The sequence below is a fragment of the Mesorhizobium sp. WSM4976 genome (genome assembly GCF_029625685.1).
GTDB lineage: Bacteria > Pseudomonadota > Alphaproteobacteria > Rhizobiales > Rhizobiaceae > Mesorhizobium.
Map to the genome: position 1 here is coordinate 36,323 of NZ_JARTVT010000036.1, position 16,674 is coordinate 52,996.

Below are 16,674 nucleotides of genomic sequence, written 5' to 3' on the forward strand. Positions count from 1 at the left end.
TGTACCGCCGCTCAGTGCACCAGAAACTCCCCATCCACCTTCCGCCACTCATTCGGCGCGATCAGCTTGTGGTGCGTATACGTCACCGAATGCAGCGGTCCGTCGAGCTTGGTCTTCCAGAATTCGATGAAGCGGATCAGCACCGGGAATTGCGGCGCTATATCGTAATCCTGCCAGACGAAGCTTTGCAGCAGGTGCGGGTGGTCCGGGTAGTGGTAAAGGATCTTGGCCGTGGTCAGCCCATATCCCCTGAGCATCAGGTCCATTTCGGAATTGTCGCGCATTGCGTTTCCCTGGTTGATTCTCCTTCCTCCCAACGCCGAATTGTGCGCACGGTTGCTTAACTGTCTATGGCTTTTTGCGAGGTCCATAAAAATTTTCCTCATTAAAACAGGCGGTTAGCAGCCACCAAGCGGGAGTGCTAATAGCCCTGGGCGCATGACCCTGCGTCATCCCGCCGCGCGAATCCAACGTCTAATATTGCCGTCACGGCGGAACTGTTAATAATGCCCGCGAATTCGCGGCCGGTTCGCCGCGATGCCGCTGGCGGCTCAAGCCGGTGGAGTGGTTTGGGAGGAAAGCAAGAAATGTCCGATGTGCATATCCACCGCGTCCAGCCGGCGTGGAAGAAGAACGCGTTGATCGACAACGATACCTACCTCAAATGGTATGCCGACAGCGTGAAGAACCCGGACAAGTTCTGGGGCAAGCACGGCAAGCGCATCGACTGGTTCAAGCCTTTCACCAAGGTCAAGAACACCTCGTTCGACGGCAAAGTCTCGATCAAGTGGTTCGAGGACGGCCAGACCAACGTCTCCTACAACTGCATCGACCGGCATCTGAAGAAGCGCGGCAACCAGACCGCCATCATCTGGGAAGGCGACAATCCCTACGACGACAGGAAGATCACCTACAACGAGCTTTACGAACATGTGTGCCGGCTCGCCAATGTGATGAAGAAGCACGGCGTCAAGAAGGGCGATCGCGTCACCATCTACATGCCGATGATCCCGGAGGCGGCCTATGCGATGCTTGCTTGCACCCGCATCGGCGCCATCCACTCGATCGTCTTTGGCGGCTTCTCGCCGGACGCGCTCGCCGGTCGCATCGTCGACTGCGAATCGACCTTCCTCATCACCGCCGATGAGGGCCTGCGCGGCGGCAAGACCATTCCGCTGAAGGACAATGCCGACAAGGCGATCGACATCGCCGCCAGGAACTCCGTGAAGGTCAACAAGGTCGTGGTCGTGCGCCGCACCGGCGGCAAGGTCGGCTGGGCTCCCGGTCGCGACGTCTGGTACCATGACGAGATCGCTTCGGTGAAGGCTGAGTGCAAGCCGGAGAAGATGAAGGCCGAGGATCCACTCTTCATCCTCTACACCTCCGGCTCGACCGGCAAGCCGAAGGGCGTTCTGCACACCACCGCCGGCTATCTCGTCTACGTCTCGATGACGCACCAATATGTCTTCGACTACCATAACGGCGACGTCTACTGGTGCACGGCCGATGTCGGCTGGGTGACCGGCCACAGCTATATCGTCTACGGGCCTCTGGCCAACGGCGCCACCACGCTGATGTTCGAGGGCGTGCCCAACTACCCCTCCCAGGCGCGCTTCTGGGAGGTCATCGACAAGCACAAGGTCAACATCTTCTACACCGCGCCGACGGCGCTACGCGCCCTGATGGGCGCAGGCGACAGCCATGTGAAGAAGACCTCGCGCAAATCGCTGCGCGTTCTTGGGTCGGTCGGCGAACCGATCAACCCGGAAGCCTGGGAGTGGTATTTCAACGTCGTCGGCAACGGCAAGGTGCCGATCGTCGACACATGGTGGCAGACCGAGACCGGCGGCATCCTCATCACGCCGCTGCCCGGCGCCACGGACCTGAAGGCCGGTTCCGCCACGCGGCCCTTCTTCGGCGTTCAGCCCCAGCTGGTCGACGGCGAAGGCAAGGTGCTGGAAGGCGCCACCGACGGCAATCTCTGCATAACCGATTCCTGGCCGGGCCAGATGCGCACCGTCTATGGCGACCACGAGCGGTTCGTGCAGACCTATTTCTCGACCTACAAGGGCAAGTACTTCACCGGCGACGGCTGCCGTCGTGACGCCGATGGCTATTACTGGATCACCGGCCGCGTCGACGACGTCATCAACGTCTCCGGCCACCGCATGGGAACGGCCGAAGTCGAATCGGCGCTGGTCAGCCACGACAAGGTTTCCGAGGCAGCGGTCGTCGGCTATCCGCACGACATCAAGGGACAGGGGATCTACTGCTACGTCACGCTGATGGCCGGCGAGACGGGCAGCGAGGACCTGCGCAAGGAACTCGTCGCCCATGTCCGCAAGGAGATCGGCGCCATCGCCACGCCGGACAAGATCCAGTTCGCGCCCGGCCTGCCCAAGACCCGTTCCGGCAAGATCATGCGCCGCATCCTGCGCAAGATCGCCGAGGACGATTTCGGTTCGCTGGGCGACACCTCGACATTAGCCGATCCAGCCGTGGTCGACGACCTCGTCGTCAACCGCCAGAACAAGAAAGGCTGATGGCCGGCGAGACGATCCTCGGCACCGTCAGCCAGCTCTGGCGCTATCCGGCGAGCTCGCTCGCCGGCGAGCGGCTTGATGCCATTTCCGTCGGCACGACGACTGTCGATGGCGACCGGCTGTTCGGGCTGGTCGATGCTTCCGACGGCGAGATCGCCCGCCCTGATCGCGAGGCCAGGTGGCACAAGGTGCCGCTGATCCGCACCCGGTTGACCAACGCCCCGATGAGCGAGGAATGGCGGCTCGAAATCGCCGTGCCCGGCGGCGGCTGGCTGCCGGCGCCCGACCCGGAAAGCGACCGCGCGGTTTCAGGCTTTCTCGGCTTCGAGGCCTCCATCCGTCCGTTCGGTGCTGAGAACGCGGCGCCCGGCTATGCCGGACCGCCGACCGAAGCCCGCTATGCCAAGGCGCCGATCCATCTGCTCACGACCGCCTCGCTGGCGCGACTGAAGGCGCTGCATCCCGAGGGCACGCCCGATCCGCGCCGCTTCCGGCCCAACATCGTCGTCGACATGGAGCCGGTCGAAGGGACTTTCCCGGAAACGGAATGGATCGGCAGGAAGCTCGCCGTCGGCGACCTCGAGCTCACCGTCTCCGAACCCTGCCGCCGCTGCGGCTTCACCATCATCGCCCAGGAAGGCTTCGACACCGATCCCGGCATCCTGCGCAATCTGGTGCGCCACAACGCCCACAATCTCGGCGTCTACTGCATCGTCGACCGGCCGGCGCGGATCGGGATCGGCGCTCCGATGCGTCTGATGGACTGAAGCGGGCCGTCTACCGGTACAAGTCCGCCCGGGTCGGCGGCAGGCCGCTCGGGCCGCGGGCGCGCCTGGTGACGACGGTCTGGAAAATCTGCGCCGAGCCGCGCTCGAAGGTGATCGAGCAACCCGTCAGATAGAGCAGCCACAGCCGCGCCTTGGGCTCGCCCACCTCGGCGATCGCCTCGTCGAAGCGCGCCTGCAGGCGCTCCGCCCACAGCCGGCAGGTTCGCGCATAATGCTCGCGCAGGTTCTCCACGTCATAGGCGAGGAAGCCGTGCGCCTCGAGGTTGCCGAGCGTCATGCCGATGGTGTCGAGCTCGCCGCCGGGGAAGATGTATTTGATCAGCGCCTTGTATTCCGCCCCCTTGCGCAGCGTCTTCCTGATGTCGCCCTTGCTGCGCCTGGTGATGGCGTGGTGCAGATAGATGCCGCCAGGCTTCAGCAAACGATGGACGGCCGAGAAGTAGGCCGCGTGGTTGACAAGACCCAAATGCTCGAACATGCCGATCGACGAGATCTTGTCGAAGGTGCCGGAGAGCTCGGCATAGGATTTGATCTCGATGGTGATGCGGTCCTCCAGCCCTTCGGCCCGGATGCGCTCGCGGGCAAGTTCCGTCTGGGCTTGCGACAGCGAGACGCCGTGTCCGACGACGCCGTAGTTCTTCGCCGCATGGATGAGCATCGCGCCCCAGCCGCAGCCGATATCGAGCAGCCTTTCGCCAGGCTTCAGCCTGAGCTTGCGGCAGATATGATCGAGCTTGTCGACCTGCGCCCGGTCGATGCCGTTGGTGAAATCCCGGAAATAGCCGCAGCTGTAGACCATGCGCTCATCGAGGAAGAGCCGATAGAAATCATTCGAAATGTCGTAATGGTGCTGGATCGCCTCCTTGTTCGATCCGCTGACGAAAGGCCGGCGGCCGGAAAGGTCGGCGCGCGCCGTCATCTGCTTGCGCGAGAACAACACTATCGGCAGGTCGCGCAAGATTGCCAGCTTGGGCAGGGATTTGAGCCTCGTCTTGAGCTTGCCTTGCGACGGCACGGCATAGAAATCGAACAGCGTGCCGTCTTCGATATCGACCGTCTTGGAAATCCACATTTCCACCAGCGTCGAGAAGGTCGGCCGGCGAACCAGTTGCCAGACGATGTCCTGATCGTTGATGGCGAGCACCGGACCGCTGGCGGGCCCGATCCGCTCGCCGGTCCATAGCCTGACCGCAAACCCCGGCTTCAGCGTTTCGACGACCTTGCGTACGATCCGCGCGGCTCTGTCGGCGGCGTCCATTCCCACCTCCCGCTATGTCGCATCCGCCCTGTTCCCAAACCGCACTGTCGTCCACTGGCCCGCGGACCGCAATCCGATCTGTTGCGCAAAAGCACCGCAACAGCGGGATTCCCGCCCGAAGCACAGCCATTCCGCAGCGTCATCTTGTCTTCCGTCGCGACACACCCCATCATCTGATTGTGTTCAACGAACTGAAAGGAGGTGATCCGATGTCGAGTGATTTCGTTTTCCATAACGTGAGCTCTGCGGATTGCACTTCCGGGAAGCAGTCTTCCCGTTAAGGCGCGAGACGCGCGGCAGGTAGCCCGAAGGGTTTGCCGCCAGGAGCCGCGTCATGGACGGAAACACGGAAGGCCGCCGGCTTCTTGAAGAAGCGGCGGCCTTTTCCGTTTGGGCGTGCCATGCAGCTTGAGGGCCGCTACCTGGTCACCGTCAGCTTGTCGATGTTGCGCACGATATCCTGGAAGGCCTGGTCGAGCTCGGTGCCGTTGGCCGCCTGATAGAAATGCTTGCTGTTGCCCGAGTCGGGACTCGCGCAGGACTGCAGTGTCGATTTGGCGTTCTTCTCGGTGAGGGCAAAGCCGATGGTGAATATCTCGATGCCTTGGTCGCGCATAGCCGCGCAGAGCGTCGTCGCCGCGGTTCGCGTCTGCACCTTGCCGGCGTCGTTATAGACTTGGTCTGGGCCGTTGGCGTCGAAATAGGACAGGTTGAATTCGCCGTCCGTCATCAGGATCACATATTTCGCCACCTTCTTCGGATCCATCTTGGCCGGTCGTTGCGAGGCAGCCATCACGCCGCCCCAGTTCTCCGAAAGCATGTACCAGGCCCATTGCACGCCGATATGGCCGGCGGTACCGCCGGAAGCGACAAGGTCCTTGATGACGTTGTTCAGGCTCGACGCATTCGCGGTCAACGGCTGAACCGTGGCAACGGGGCAGGCTGCGGTGTTGGTCTGCTGGGCGAAGGCCGACAAATAGAGGTCACGGTTGACCATGCTGACTGCCGGGCCGGCATCCGAATATTGATAGGCGCCCTTGCGCTCGGTCGCGCAATTGTCCGGCCGTGTCGACGCCGAGACATATTTCGGATCGTCATTGCCCGGCGCCTGCTTGCGCTCGCTGGGCTTGGTCTCGACAAAGACCGTGCTTGCTGCCAGCGAGCCGACATTGACCGAATTGGCATAGGGCACGATCGCTACGCGCACGCGCGGATTGGTGGCGCTCTGGCCGCCAAGGAACGAATTGACCGCGTTGCTCGCCGCCGCCCTCAGGTCCTTGATTTTCTGGCCCGCCATCGAACCGGTGACATCGAGCATCATCGCCACCTCCACCGTCTTGTCCGAGTAGAGCGCGGTGGTCGAAGCGGTCACGCGCCGCATGCTGTCGGTGCTGAATAGCGGAAAAAAGAGGCCGACATCGGCATGCGCATCCGCCTGTACGGTGTTGGCCGTCTTGTTGATCGTAAGCTTGTCCAGCACGATCTGGTTGGCCTGCAGGATGCCGGCGGCGCTGTTGGCGTCGAGGAAGGCCTGCACCGTTTTGCTGGCGTCAGCTTCCGTGATGATGCCAAGGGTGAGATCGCGGGCCGTCGAGGTGACGGCGGCGTCGACGACGCTCTGCAAGCTCGACCTCGCATTGTAGAGCTGCGAGATATTGACTGCGAATCCCACCCCCAGCGCGAGGACGGATGCGGCAGCTCCGAACAGAACCGCGAAATTGCCTTCGCGATTCCGGGTAAAGCCGTCCACCCCACGAACGACACCTCTGAACCGCCGCATCCCTTCCACCCCCACTGTCGCGGCACCGTGCCGCTCGGCAAAGGCGTTGCAGGATTTCGGCCAGACCTGCCGGCAACCGCCCAAAAGACGCTTAACAAGCAGTTAATGTATTGTTTTTACTGGCTTTCAGCAGATTTGTGGGTGAACGAGAAGTAAACGAAAATGCTCAGGCAAGGTAAGCTTCATGAAGTGCTTGCCATGATCGTTCCGGCTGCCGCGCCCGGTCCCTGTTCGACACAATCGGGCTGTGCCGAAGCGGGTCAGCGGCAGCCATGAGCCGTGATGAAACAGTACGGCGCTCAGCCTTTGAGCGCCGCAGCCTAGGAGGCCGGCCTCACCTGAATATAGACCGACTTTAGGCCAGCATCTGCGCGTTGACCGTCCGGTCGACGCCGTGGTGCGGAGGATTGAAGCGGTTGCCTTCCTGCTCATAGGTCCACACCTTGAAAAGCGAGAGCCGATGCGGACCGAAACTGTGCAGCAGCGGCACGTCGGTGGCGTCGCGGCCTCGCGCGATGACGACGCGGCCGATGCGCCGCCGGTTGTGGCGCGGATCGAACGTGTACCATTTTACGTCCAGGAAGACTTCCATCCAGGCCGAGAAGTCCATCGGGGCCGGATCGGCCGGCACGCCGATATCGCCAAGATAGCCGTTCACGTAGCGCGCCGGAATGTTCATGCACCGGCAAAGCGTGATCGCCAGATGCGCGAAATCGCGGCAGACGCCGACACGCTCCTCATGCGCCTGGGCCGCCGTACGGGTGGCCCGCGCATAGCCGTAGCCGAAGGAGAGCCGGCTGTTGACATAGTCGACGATTGCCTGGACCCGCGCCCAGCCGGGCGGCAGCTGGCCGAAAAGCTGCCAGGCGGTGTTGCTGAGGTGGTCGGTCTCGCAATAGCGGCTTCCGAGCAGATAGACCAGCACGTCGTCGGGCAGGTCCGCTACAGGCATTTCCCGCGCCAGCGTGTTGACCTCGTCCGTCTCGCCGCTGTCCTCAACCTCCGCATCGTAGAGGATGCGGAAATTTCCGGCGGGCGCGGTGAAGCGACGGCAGATATTGCCGTGGCGGTCGCGATAGGTCCGGGTCGGCACCGACGGCGATGTCAGGACCCGTGTCTGTCGCTTGATGTCGGCATGGCGCTCGGGATGGATATCGAGAAGCGAGATGATCGGCGTCTCTGCCGCGCATTCAATGGCGATTTCATAGCCGAGCCGGATCAGCATCGCATGCCCCCTTTATGATTTCGGAAAGATCGCCTGATCAACGCCGCGAACCAAAGGTTGTTCCCGTGCCGAGTCGAAGTGCGGGCTTCTCGCCTTCTCAGCCGGCCTCGGCCGGTCTAGACTGAGCCCTGCGTTTCGCCCTCCCCGAAAACGATTCTCCAGGAAATTTGATGTTTTCAGGCTCAAAGTTCGCCGCCTTCCTGTTCGACATGGACGGCACAGTGCTCAACTCCATAGCCGCGGCCGAACGGGTGTGGACGAAGTGGGCGGGGCGTCACGGGCTGGATGTCGCGACCTTCCTGCCGACCATCCATGGCAAGCGGGCGATCGAGACGATCGGCGGATTGATGCTTCCCGGCGTCGATGCGGTTGCGGAAGCCGATGCGCTGCTCAAGGCCGAGGCGGACGACCTCGAAGGCATCATCCCGATCCCCGGCGCCGTCGCGTTCCTGGAATCGCTGCCGCCGGAGCGCTGGACCATCGTCACCTCGGCCCCACGCGAGTTGGCGCTGCTGCGCATCGAGGCGGCCGGCATCCCGGTTCCCGCCATGATGGTGACGGCGGAAGACGTGACCCGTGGCAAGCCTGCGCCGGATTGTTTTCTCCTGGCGGCAAAGCGTCTTGGCGTCGAGGCGCGCGATTGCCTGGTCTTTGAGGATGCGCCGGCAGGCATCGCGGCGGGCGAGGCGTCCGGCGCCTCGGTGATGGTGATCGGCGCCACGCACGTCCACCCGCTCGTCACACCGCACCCAACAATCCGTTCCTATGACGAAATCGGCATTGCGACGGACGACAATGGTTTCATCGTGTTGGCGCCAACCCAGGCTGCGGCCTAAGGATGTTAAGGTCAGGCCGAGCCGCTTGCAGGCCGGCCCATCTGGATATCAGCACATCCGGTTAGAAGTCGCTGGTGAGGCCCTTCACTTCCCAATCGCCATAGCGGCCCGGTTCCTTGCCGCCGCGGCCGCCGATTTCCCTCGGCAATTTTGCCTCGGCCTCGCGATATTCCCTGCGCCTGGCCTCGGCCTCCGCCAGCGCGCGGCTCGCGGCCGGCGTCCGCATCTTTCGCGGCCCGTCGCCTTCGCCCGCGGTTTCGGTCTTGTTGGTCAGTTCGGTCATGCGATATTCCCTGCCGATTGAAACGGGGCCCCGCCTTTCCCATCATATAGCCATGACCACAAAAGGATCGACCCCAATTCTCCATCGCCCCGAACGGATGACACGATGAACACGCTTCGCACCGCCATGCTTCTTGCCGCGATGACGGCGCTGTTCATGGGCGTCGGCTATCTGATCGGCGGCTCGAGCGGCATGGTCATCGCGCTTCTGATCGCCGCCGGCACCAACCTGTTCAGCTACTGGAACGCCGACAAGATGGTGCTGTCGATGAACCGCGCCGTCGAGGTCGACGAGAAGAACGCGCCGGAATATTACGCGATCGTTCAGGCGCTGGCCAGGCAGGCCGGCCTGCCGATGCCGAAGACCTATCTGATCGACAACCCGCAGCCCAACGCCTTCGCCACCGGCCGCAACCCCGAGAATGCCGCGGTGGCCGCGTCCACCGGCCTGCTCCAGCGGCTCTCCCACGAGGAGGTCGCGGCAGTGATGGCGCATGAGCTTGCCCATGTGCAGCATCGCGACACGCTGACCATGACGATCGTGGCGACGCTCGCCGGCGCCATCTCGATGCTCGGCAACTTCGCCTTCTTCCTCGGCGGCAACCGGGACAACAACAATTCTTTCGGCTTCGTCGGCGTGCTTGTGGCCATGCTGGTCGCGCCCTTCGCCGCCATGATCGTGCAGATGGCCGTAAGTCGCACCCGCGAATATGAGGCCGACCGTCGCGGCGCCGAGATCTGCGGCAATCCGCTGTGGCTGGCTTCGGCGCTCGCCAAGATCGCACACGGCGCGGAGCAGATCCCCAATGAGGATGCCGAGCGCAACCCGGCGATGGCGCATCTCTTCATCATCAACCCTCTGCATGGCGAACGCATGGACAATCTGTTCTCGACCCATCCGAGCACAGAGAACCGCATCGCGGCGCTGCAGGAGATGGCAAGCGAGATGGGGCGCGCGCCGCCGGCCAATCGACGCCAGGCTTCCGCGCCGCCGCCCATCCAGCCCGAGGAGACGTCGGCCGGCCCGTGGGGCAAGCGGACGGAACCCGCCCCGCCTGCCGGACCGCCGCAGCCGAGACCCAATCCGTGGGGCCGCAACCCGACCGGACCGCGCAATATCCGGCCGAAAGGCCCTTGGTCGTGACGCCGCCGAGGCGCGGACAGCCAGGCAATCCGCAACACAAGGCTGATGACGAGATAGCCGGCCTTGCCGCGCGCAAGGCGGCGGCGCGCCTGCTTGCCGCTGTCATCGACGCGCGCACCCCATTGGACGGGCTCACCGACAACGAGCACGGCCACCCGCAATACAAGGCGCTGGACGGGCGCGACCGTTCGCTGGTGCGCGCCATCCTGGTGACCGCGCTGCGCCACCGCATGACCATTGCCGGGTTGCTGACGAAGCGGCTGGAGAAGCCGCTGCCGGCCAATGCGACGGCGCTCTCGCATATTCTCAATGTCGCCGCCGCGCAGATCCTGTTCCTCGATGTTCCCGACAGCGCCGCCGTCGACCTTGCCGTCACCCACGCCAAGTCCGATCCGCGCACTCTGCGCTTTTCCGGCCTCGTCAACGGCGTGCTGCGTTCGCTGGCCCGCGCCAAGGAGGCCGAGCTTGGCCCGGCGCTTGCCGCCACCAGCGAGGCGCCGCAATGGTTTGCCGAGCGGCTGACTGCCGCCTACGGAGCCGACAAGGCGCGCGCCATCCTTGCCGCGCATCGCCACGAGGCGCCGGTCGATTTCACCGTCAAGGCCGATCCTGCGCTTTGGGCCCAGCGTCTAAGCGGCATCGTGCTGCCCACCGGCACGGTGCGCGTCGAAAAGCTCTCGGCGAATGTCATCGACCTGCCCGGCTTCACCGATGGCGACTGGTGGGTGCAGGATGCAGCCGCAAGCCTGCCGGCGCGCCTGTTCGGCGACATCAGGGGCCAGCGCGTCGCCGACCTGTGCGCCGCGCCCGGCGGCAAGACCGCGCAGCTTATCCTGGCCGGCGCCAGCGTCACCGCAGTCGACACCTCGAAGAACCGGCTGGCGCGGCTGAAGCAGAATCTCGACCGCCTCGGCCTTGCGGCCGATCTGGTCCATACCGACCTGCTCGACTACAAGCCTTCGCAACTCTTTGACGCCGTGCTGCTCGATGCGCCCTGCTCCTCGACCGGCACCGTGCGCCGCCACCCCGATGTGCCATGGACCAAGACCATGGCCGATGTCGAAAAGCTCGCCGCCCTCCAGCGCAAGCTGCTTGCCCACGCCTTCACGCTGGTCAGGCCCGGCGGCCGCGTCGTCTTTTCCAACTGCTCGCTCGACCCGATCGAAGGCGAGGAGCTCTATCGCGACTTCCTCGTCGGGAACCCCGGCGTGACCGCCGATCCGATCCAGCCCGGCGAATTTGCCGGCATCGATCCGTTCCTGACGCCGCAGGGGACTCTGCGCACCACCCCGGCCGACCTGGCGCTGGAATCGCCAGCAATTTCCGGCCTGGACGGCTTCTTCGCCGCACGGATGAGACGGGCCGGATAAGTCGTTATCGGTATTAAACCCGCTGACTTTTCAGGGACGACACGGGCAAAGCGGCGTGAAGCGGTTCACTTCGGCGAAATCCGTCTTCGCATAAGTTCTTGAATCGCATAAGCTTGTGCTTGGGTTATGGGGACATCAGGAGGGCTTTTGGCATTTGTTGCCGGCAGCACGACGCGTCTATGGACGCACGTCGCGAAGGAGTTCTGGCGCAAGACGCGCCGGCGTTTGCGCGCCGGTCCGGTCTATCGCTGGCGCTATTCCGGTCGCACGCCTGAACGCGTCCTGATCGCCCCGCCGGATTTGCGGCTCGCCGATCCGCAAATCGCGCTCGAGATTTATTACGGCCGCTATCCGCTGTCCGGCCATCTGGTCGAGACCGGCGGCACTTCACCCTTTCAGCTCGACGTACCCAATCGCGGCTGGCAGAAATCGCTGCATGGCTTCCGCTGGCTGCGCCACATGCGCGCCGCCGGCACCGAGCTCGCCGCCGCCAACGCCAGGGCGCTGGTGACCGACTGGATCGCCATGCACGGCAATCAGATTTCCGGCGTCGCCTGGGAGCCGGGAACGACGGCCAAGCGCGTGATCGCCTGGCTGCAGCATTCCTCGGTGGTGCTGCAAGGCGCCGAATTCCCGTTCTATCGCGCCTTCCTCAAATCGCTTGCCGTGCAGATCCGCTACCTGCGCTCGGTGTCGCGTGAGATGCCGGATGGCGAGGCCAGGCTGCGCGCCCGCATCGCGCTCGCTTTCGCCGCGCTGTCCCTGCCGGCGCCGGCCTCGGCGCTGCGTTCCGCGACGCGCAACCTGGCTGAGGAGCTGGAGCACCAGATCCTGCCCGATGGCGGCCACATCTCGCGCAAGCCGATGGCCGTGCTGGAATTGCTGGCCGATCTCCTGCCGCTGCGCCAGACCTATGCCAACCAGGCGGAGGCGCCGCCGGCGGCCTTGATCGGGGCCATCGACCGCATGTTGCCGGCGCTGCGCTTCTTCCGCCACCAGGACGGCAGTCTGGCCCGCTTCAACGGCATGGGCGCCACCATCCATGACCGCATCGCCACCATCATGCGCCATGACGACACGGTGGGCGCGCCGCTGCTGCACGCGCCGCATTCCGGCTATGAGCGCCTTTCGATGGGCGGCGTGACGGTGATCGCCGACACCGGCCTGCCGCCGCCGATCGACGTCTCCAACGCCGCGCATGCCGGCTGTCTCGCCTTCGAGCTTTCCTCCGGGCGCCAGCACTTCATCGTCAATGCCGGCATCGACACTTACGGCGCCCCGGAATTCCGGCCTCTGGCGCGTGCCACCGCCGCGCATTCGACCGCGACGATCAACGACACCTCGTCGGCGCGCTTCAGCCATTCGCTGCGGGTCAGCGACCTTTTGGGCTCGCCGCTGATCGGCGGCCCGCAGCATGTGCCCTGCAAGCGCCTCGACCAGAAGGGCATGCAAGGCTTCGTTGCCCGCCATGATGGCTATGTCCAGCAATTCGGCTTCCTGCATGAGCGCGAGCTGAAGCTCGGCACGAACGGCAACGTTCTTGCCGGCCGCGACCGTTTCCTGCGCCCGGGCAATGCCGCGATCCGCAACAATGGCCGCGACTTCGTCACGGTGCGCTTCCATGTCCACCCCGACATCAGCCTGCTGCAGGACGGTCACGACCGGCTGACCCTTGCCGCCGCGCAGGGCGACAGCTGGGTCTTCACCTGCGCCGAAGTCGTGCCGGAGGTCGAGGAATCGATCTATTTCGCCGGCCTGAGCGGCCCGCGCCGCAGCCGGCAGATCGTGCTCGCCTTCAAGGCCTCTGAGATTGCCGAAGTCCACTGGCAGCTGACGCGCACCGATATTGCCGGCTATCCCGAAAACAACTGACCCTGCCCGGCAAACGCGGCTGCGCGCCCAGCCCCGGATTCACTTGATTTCCGGGGCTCATATGCTAGGGCCGGCCGACGTCCCTTCCAACAGCTCCGAAAGGCCGCCCGCCATGGCCGTGCCCACAAAAAACATTCCGGCGCCGGATCTCGTTCCGGTGCGCCGCGCCCTGCTTTCCGTCTTCGACAAGACCGGGCTGGTCGACTTTGCCAAAGCGCTCGCCGCTTCCGGGGTCGAACTGGTTTCGACGGGCGGCACGGCCAAGACCATCGCCGAGGCGGGCCTTGCGGTGCGCGACGTTTCCGAACTCACCGGCTTTCCCGAAATCATGGACGGCCGGGTGAAGACCCTGCATCCTTCGGTGCACGGCGCGCTGCTCGGCATCCGCGACGATGCCGACCATGCCAAGGCCATGCGCGACCACCACATCGAGCCGATCGACCTGGTCGTCTCGAACCTCTATCCGTTCGAGGAGGTCCGCGGCTCTGGCGCCGGCTATGCCTCGATCGTCGAGAACATCGATATCGGCGGCCCGGCGATGATCCGCGCTTCGGCCAAGAACCACGCCTATGTCGCCATCGTCACCGACCCGGCCGACTATGCTTCAGTGGTCAACGCATTGGAGATGAATCTCGGCTCGCTGTCGCTCGACTTCCGCAAGAAGCTGGCGGCCAAGGCCTTTGCCCGCACCGCCACTTATGACGCGGCGATTTCCGGCTGGTTCGCCGAGGAGCTCCAGATCGAGCACCCGACATGGCGCGCTTTCGGCGGCCGGCTCGACCAGGTGATGCGTTATGGCGAGAATCCGCATCAGAATGCGGGCTTTTATCTGTCGGGCGACAAGCGGCCGGGCGTAGCGACGGCGAAGCAATTGCAGGGCAAGCAGCTCTCCTACAACAACATCAACGACACCGACGCTGCCTTCGAGCTGGTGGGCGAGTTCGATCCGGCCCGCTCGGCGGCGATCGCCATCATCAAGCACGCCAATCCCTGCGGCGTTGCCGAGGGTGAAACGCTGAAGGCGGCCTACGCCAAGGCGCTGGCCTGTGATCCGGTCTCGGCCTTCGGCGGCATCGTCGCCATGAACCGCATCCTCGACGCTGAGGCGGCGCAGGAGATCGTGAAAACCTTCACCGAGGTGATCATCGCGCCGGACGCCACCGACGAAGCCACCGCCATCGTGGCGGCCAAGAAGAATTTGCGCCTGCTGGTCACCGGCGGCCTGCCCGACCCGCGCGCCGCCGGCACGACGGTGAAGTCGGTCGCCGGCGGGCTTTTGGTGCAGAGCCGCGACAATGCCGTCGTGGACGACCTCGACCTGAAAGTGGTGACTAAGCGCGCGCCGACGCCGGCCGAACTGGCCGACCTCAAATTCGCCTTCCGCGTCGCCAAGCACGTGAAGTCCAACGCCATCGTCTATGCGAAAAACGGAGCGACGGTCGGCATCGGTGCCGGCCAGATGAGCCGCGTCGATTCCTCGCGCATCGCCGCCCGCAAGGCGCTCGACGCGGCAGAAGCGGCAGGCCTCGCCGAGCCGCTGACCAAGGGTTCGGTCGTCGCCTCCGACGCCTTCTTCCCCTTCGCCGATGGCCTATTGTCGGCGATCGAAGCCGGCGCCACCGCCGTCATCCAGCCCGGCGGGTCGATGCGCGACGAGGACGTGATCGCCGCCGCCGACGAGCACGGCATCGCCATGGTGTTCACCGGGGTCAGGCATTTCAGGCATTGATGCTCGGCGCGGAGATGTCAGGAATTCGCTCCGCTGAGTCGATTGGTGCGGTTTTCGAGAACCGGAGCGGACCTAAGGTCCGTGAGCACCGGAAGCGCAGAAAACCGCGGCAAGCGGCCAGCGGAGTAGAATTATCGAAGCGTCTCCTACCGCTTGTCCGCCGGGTATGGCGTCCCCGCCAAGATCGCCATGCCGAGGCCGAGGAACAGAATGATCGCCGCCATGCCGAGCCGCGGCGAATCACTCATCGTGGTGATGCTCGCCACCATGAACGGCGCCAGGAAGCTGGTCGCCCGCCCTGCCAGAGCATAGATGCCGAAATAGCGGCCTGACTCGGCAGCAGTCACGCTACGCGCCATGTAGGAGCGTGATGAGGCCTGAACCGGTCCGAAGGCGAGGCCGATCAGCAGCCCGTAGAGGATATAAGCCTTTTCGGCCGCGGTGCCGAACAGTCCGCCGGAATCGGTTGTCGGCAGCGGGATCAGGCCGAGCAGCGTGAAGCCCGGGCCGGTCGAGACGACACCGATCGTGGCGACCGACAGCATGACCAACGAGATCATCACCACATGCTTCGAGCCGAGCGCCGTATCGAGCCGCGCCGCGATCCAGCAGCCGAAGATGGCGACGATGTTGAGGATGATGCCGAACATACCGATCTCGGTGATCGACCAGTGGAACATGCCGGCCGCGAAGGTGCCGCCGAGCGCAAGCAGCGCGTTGACGCCGTCCTGATAGATCATGCGCGCCAAAAGGAAGCGCAGGATGCCGCTGCGCCGGCGCACTTCGGCGAGCGTCGACTTCAGTTCCGACAGGCCCTCGCGCACCGCCGGTCCGATCGGGATGCCCTTGATGGCGTCGGGCGTGAAGAAGAACATCGGCAGGATGAACAGGAAATACCAGCCGGCCGACATCGGCCCGGTGAAGCGCGCATCCTCACCCAGCTTCGGGTCCAGCCCGAACAGTGGGTCGAGGCCGATGAGCGTCTTGCCGGTTTCGAGATTGCCGGCCAGGAACAGCACCACGAAGATCAGCGCCACCATGCCGCCGAGATAGCCGAGTCCCCAGGCGACATTGGAAATGCGGCCGATCTCTTCCTTCGGCACCAGCCGCGGCATCATGGAATCGTTGAACACGGTGGAGAATTCGGCCGCAACCGACGCCAGCGAGAACAACAGCACGACCAGGAAGAGGTTCGAGCCGGGCGCGGCGAACCACAGCAGGCTGAGGCTGACGATCTTGATCGTTGCGAAGAAGGCGATCCATGGCTTGCGCGGCCCGGTCTGGTCGGCAATCGAGCCGAGCACCGGCGACAGCACTGCGATGACCAGGCCCGCCGCGGCGATGCCGTAGCCCCAGGCGGCCTGCCCGGCGGTCGGGTCACTCGCCATGCGCGAGACGAAATAGGGGCCGAAGATGAAGGTGGTGACGACGGTGAAGAAAGGCTGCGCCGCCCAGTCGAAGAACATCCAGCCCCAGATGCCGCGCCCCGATGCCCGCTGCACTGTATCTACTGCCACCATGCTGATTCCTTGGCATCGCCCGCGTCGGGCGCCATGTCTGCATGTTTTCAGGCAGCGATGCAAATGAACAAGCTTGGCGCTGCCATTGCTTTTCTCGCCCCACGAAGTGGGGAGAGGTGGCTCGGCGAAGCCGAGACGGAGAGGGGAGTGCGGCGACTGGAGCAGCGACGATCGTTGGAGAAAGGTCTCCGCCCTACGAAGCCCCTCTCCGGGCGCGGGGCGGGCCCCACACCCCCCCCCCCGGCGGGGGGGGGGGGCCCCCCCCCCCAAAAAAAAAACCCCCCCCCAAAAAACCCCGGGCCCCCCCCCCCCCCCCCCCCGGGGTAA

Annotated in this window: 13 protein-coding genes; 7 read left to right on the plus strand and 6 right to left on the minus strand. The window is 64.5% G+C overall.

Annotated features, from left to right (window positions below; translation table 11 throughout):
• Positions 1–11 precede the first annotated feature (11 nt).
• Entirely contained in the window at positions 12–284 is a 273-nt protein-coding gene (locus P9272_RS31570) for an usg protein (RefSeq protein WP_128257920.1), read from the minus strand.
• A gap of 303 nt (positions 285–587) precedes the next feature.
• Between P9272_RS31570 and acs the strand changes: the two genes are divergently transcribed.
• Both acs and P9272_RS31580 read left to right on the plus strand, forming a co-directional pair.
• Positions 588–2,543, plus strand: coding sequence for an acetate--CoA ligase (gene acs, locus P9272_RS31575; RefSeq protein ID WP_278163952.1), 1,956 nt, complete (start codon positions 588–590; stop codon positions 2,541–2,543).
• Positions 2,543–3,310 (plus strand): MOSC domain-containing protein, encoded by a 768-nt coding sequence (locus tag P9272_RS31580; protein WP_278163954.1) that lies wholly within the window; start codon positions 2,543–2,545, stop codon positions 3,308–3,310. The genes acs and P9272_RS31580 overlap by 1 nt, the downstream gene beginning before the upstream one ends.
• A gap of 10 nt (positions 3,311–3,320) precedes the next feature.
• On the opposite strand, the gene P9272_RS31585 is transcribed toward P9272_RS31580, so the two are convergent.
• The 3 genes from P9272_RS31585 to P9272_RS31595 form a co-directional block, all read right to left on the minus strand.
• The gene (locus tag P9272_RS31585; RefSeq protein ID WP_278163955.1) at positions 3,321–4,589 is read right to left on the minus strand and encodes a cyclopropane-fatty-acyl-phospholipid synthase family protein; all 1,269 of its coding nucleotides are present in this window, start codon (positions 4,587–4,589) and stop codon (positions 3,321–3,323) included.
• Between the two features lie 418 nt (positions 4,590–5,007).
• Positions 5,008–6,369 (minus strand): pilus assembly protein, encoded by a 1,362-nt coding sequence (locus P9272_RS31590; protein ID WP_278163957.1) that lies wholly within the window; start codon positions 6,367–6,369, stop codon positions 5,008–5,010.
• 355 nt (positions 6,370–6,724) lie between these two features.
• Entirely contained in the window at positions 6,725–7,594 is an 870-nt protein-coding gene (locus P9272_RS31595; RefSeq protein ID WP_278163959.1) for a transglutaminase family protein, read from the minus strand.
• Positions 7,595–7,764: 170 nt separating this feature from the next.
• On the opposite strand from P9272_RS31595, the gene P9272_RS31600 reads away from it, so the two are divergent.
• On the plus strand, positions 7,765–8,430 hold the full coding sequence (locus P9272_RS31600) for an HAD-IA family hydrolase (protein ID WP_278163961.1): 666 nt from the start codon (positions 7,765–7,767) through the stop codon (positions 8,428–8,430).
• Between the two features lie 61 nt (positions 8,431–8,491).
• Here the strand turns inward: P9272_RS31600 and P9272_RS31605 are convergent, their stop codons facing one another.
• The gene (locus tag P9272_RS31605) at positions 8,492–8,713 is read right to left on the minus strand and encodes a DUF1674 domain-containing protein (RefSeq protein WP_278163963.1); all 222 of its coding nucleotides are present in this window, start codon (positions 8,711–8,713) and stop codon (positions 8,492–8,494) included.
• A gap of 105 nt (positions 8,714–8,818) precedes the next feature.
• On the opposite strand from P9272_RS31605, the gene htpX reads away from it, so the two are divergent.
• From htpX to purH, 4 genes are all read left to right on the plus strand, one after another.
• Complete coding sequence (gene htpX, locus P9272_RS31610) at positions 8,819–9,856, plus strand: zinc metalloprotease HtpX (RefSeq protein ID WP_278163965.1); 1,038 nt, start codon at positions 8,819–8,821, stop codon at positions 9,854–9,856.
• A complete protein-coding gene (locus P9272_RS31615; RefSeq protein WP_278163984.1) occupies positions 9,853–11,226 on the plus strand; it encodes an RsmB/NOP family class I SAM-dependent RNA methyltransferase in 1,374 nt (457 codons plus the stop codon). Before htpX ends, P9272_RS31615 begins: the two co-directional genes overlap by 4 nt.
• Positions 11,227–11,373: 147 nt before the next feature.
• Positions 11,374–13,098 carry a heparinase II/III family protein gene (locus P9272_RS31620; protein ID WP_278163967.1) on the plus strand — a complete coding sequence of 575 codons (1,725 nt, stop codon included), beginning with the start codon at positions 11,374–11,376 and terminating at the stop codon, positions 13,096–13,098.
• 112 nt (positions 13,099–13,210) lie between these two features.
• Positions 13,211–14,827 (plus strand): bifunctional phosphoribosylaminoimidazolecarboxamide formyltransferase/IMP cyclohydrolase, encoded by a 1,617-nt coding sequence (gene purH / locus P9272_RS31625; protein ID WP_278163969.1) that lies wholly within the window; start codon positions 13,211–13,213, stop codon positions 14,825–14,827.
• A gap of 146 nt (positions 14,828–14,973) precedes the next feature.
• Here purH and P9272_RS31630 read toward each other — a convergent pair whose 3' ends face one another.
• Positions 14,974–16,347: an MFS transporter gene (locus P9272_RS31630; RefSeq protein ID WP_278163971.1), complete on the minus strand. Its 1,374-nt coding sequence runs from the start codon at positions 16,345–16,347 to the stop codon at positions 14,974–14,976.
• Positions 16,348–16,674: the final 327 nt, after the last annotated feature.

Bases quoted from the DNA above. Each gene is read 5' to 3' on its own strand.
- P9272_RS31605 (WP_278163963.1), bottom strand. From the start codon at position 8,713: ATGACCGAACTGACCAACAAGACCGAAACCGCGGGCGAAGGCGACGGG.
- purH (WP_278163969.1), top strand. From the start codon at position 13,211: ATGGCCGTGCCCACAAAAAACATTCCGGCGCCGGATCTCGTTCCGGTG.
- P9272_RS31600 (WP_278163961.1), top strand. From the start codon at position 7,765: ATGTTTTCAGGCTCAAAGTTCGCCGCCTTCCTGTTCGACATGGACGGC.
- P9272_RS31580 (WP_278163954.1), top strand. From the start codon at position 2,543: ATGGCCGGCGAGACGATCCTCGGCACCGTCAGCCAGCTCTGGCGCTAT.
- P9272_RS31570 (WP_128257920.1), bottom strand. From the start codon at position 284: ATGCGCGACAATTCCGAAATGGACCTGATGCTCAGGGGATATGGGCTG.
- htpX (WP_278163965.1), top strand. From the start codon at position 8,819: ATGAACACGCTTCGCACCGCCATGCTTCTTGCCGCGATGACGGCGCTG.
- P9272_RS31590 (WP_278163957.1), bottom strand. From the start codon at position 6,369: ATGCGGCGGTTCAGAGGTGTCGTTCGTGGGGTGGACGGCTTTACCCGG.
- acs (WP_278163952.1), top strand. From the start codon at position 588: ATGTCCGATGTGCATATCCACCGCGTCCAGCCGGCGTGGAAGAAGAAC.
- P9272_RS31630 (WP_278163971.1), bottom strand. From the start codon at position 16,347: ATGGTGGCAGTAGATACAGTGCAGCGGGCATCGGGGCGCGGCATCTGG.
- P9272_RS31595 (WP_278163959.1), bottom strand. From the start codon at position 7,594: ATGCTGATCCGGCTCGGCTATGAAATCGCCATTGAATGCGCGGCAGAG.
- P9272_RS31585 (WP_278163955.1), bottom strand. From the start codon at position 4,589: ATGGACGCCGCCGACAGAGCCGCGCGGATCGTACGCAAGGTCGTCGAA.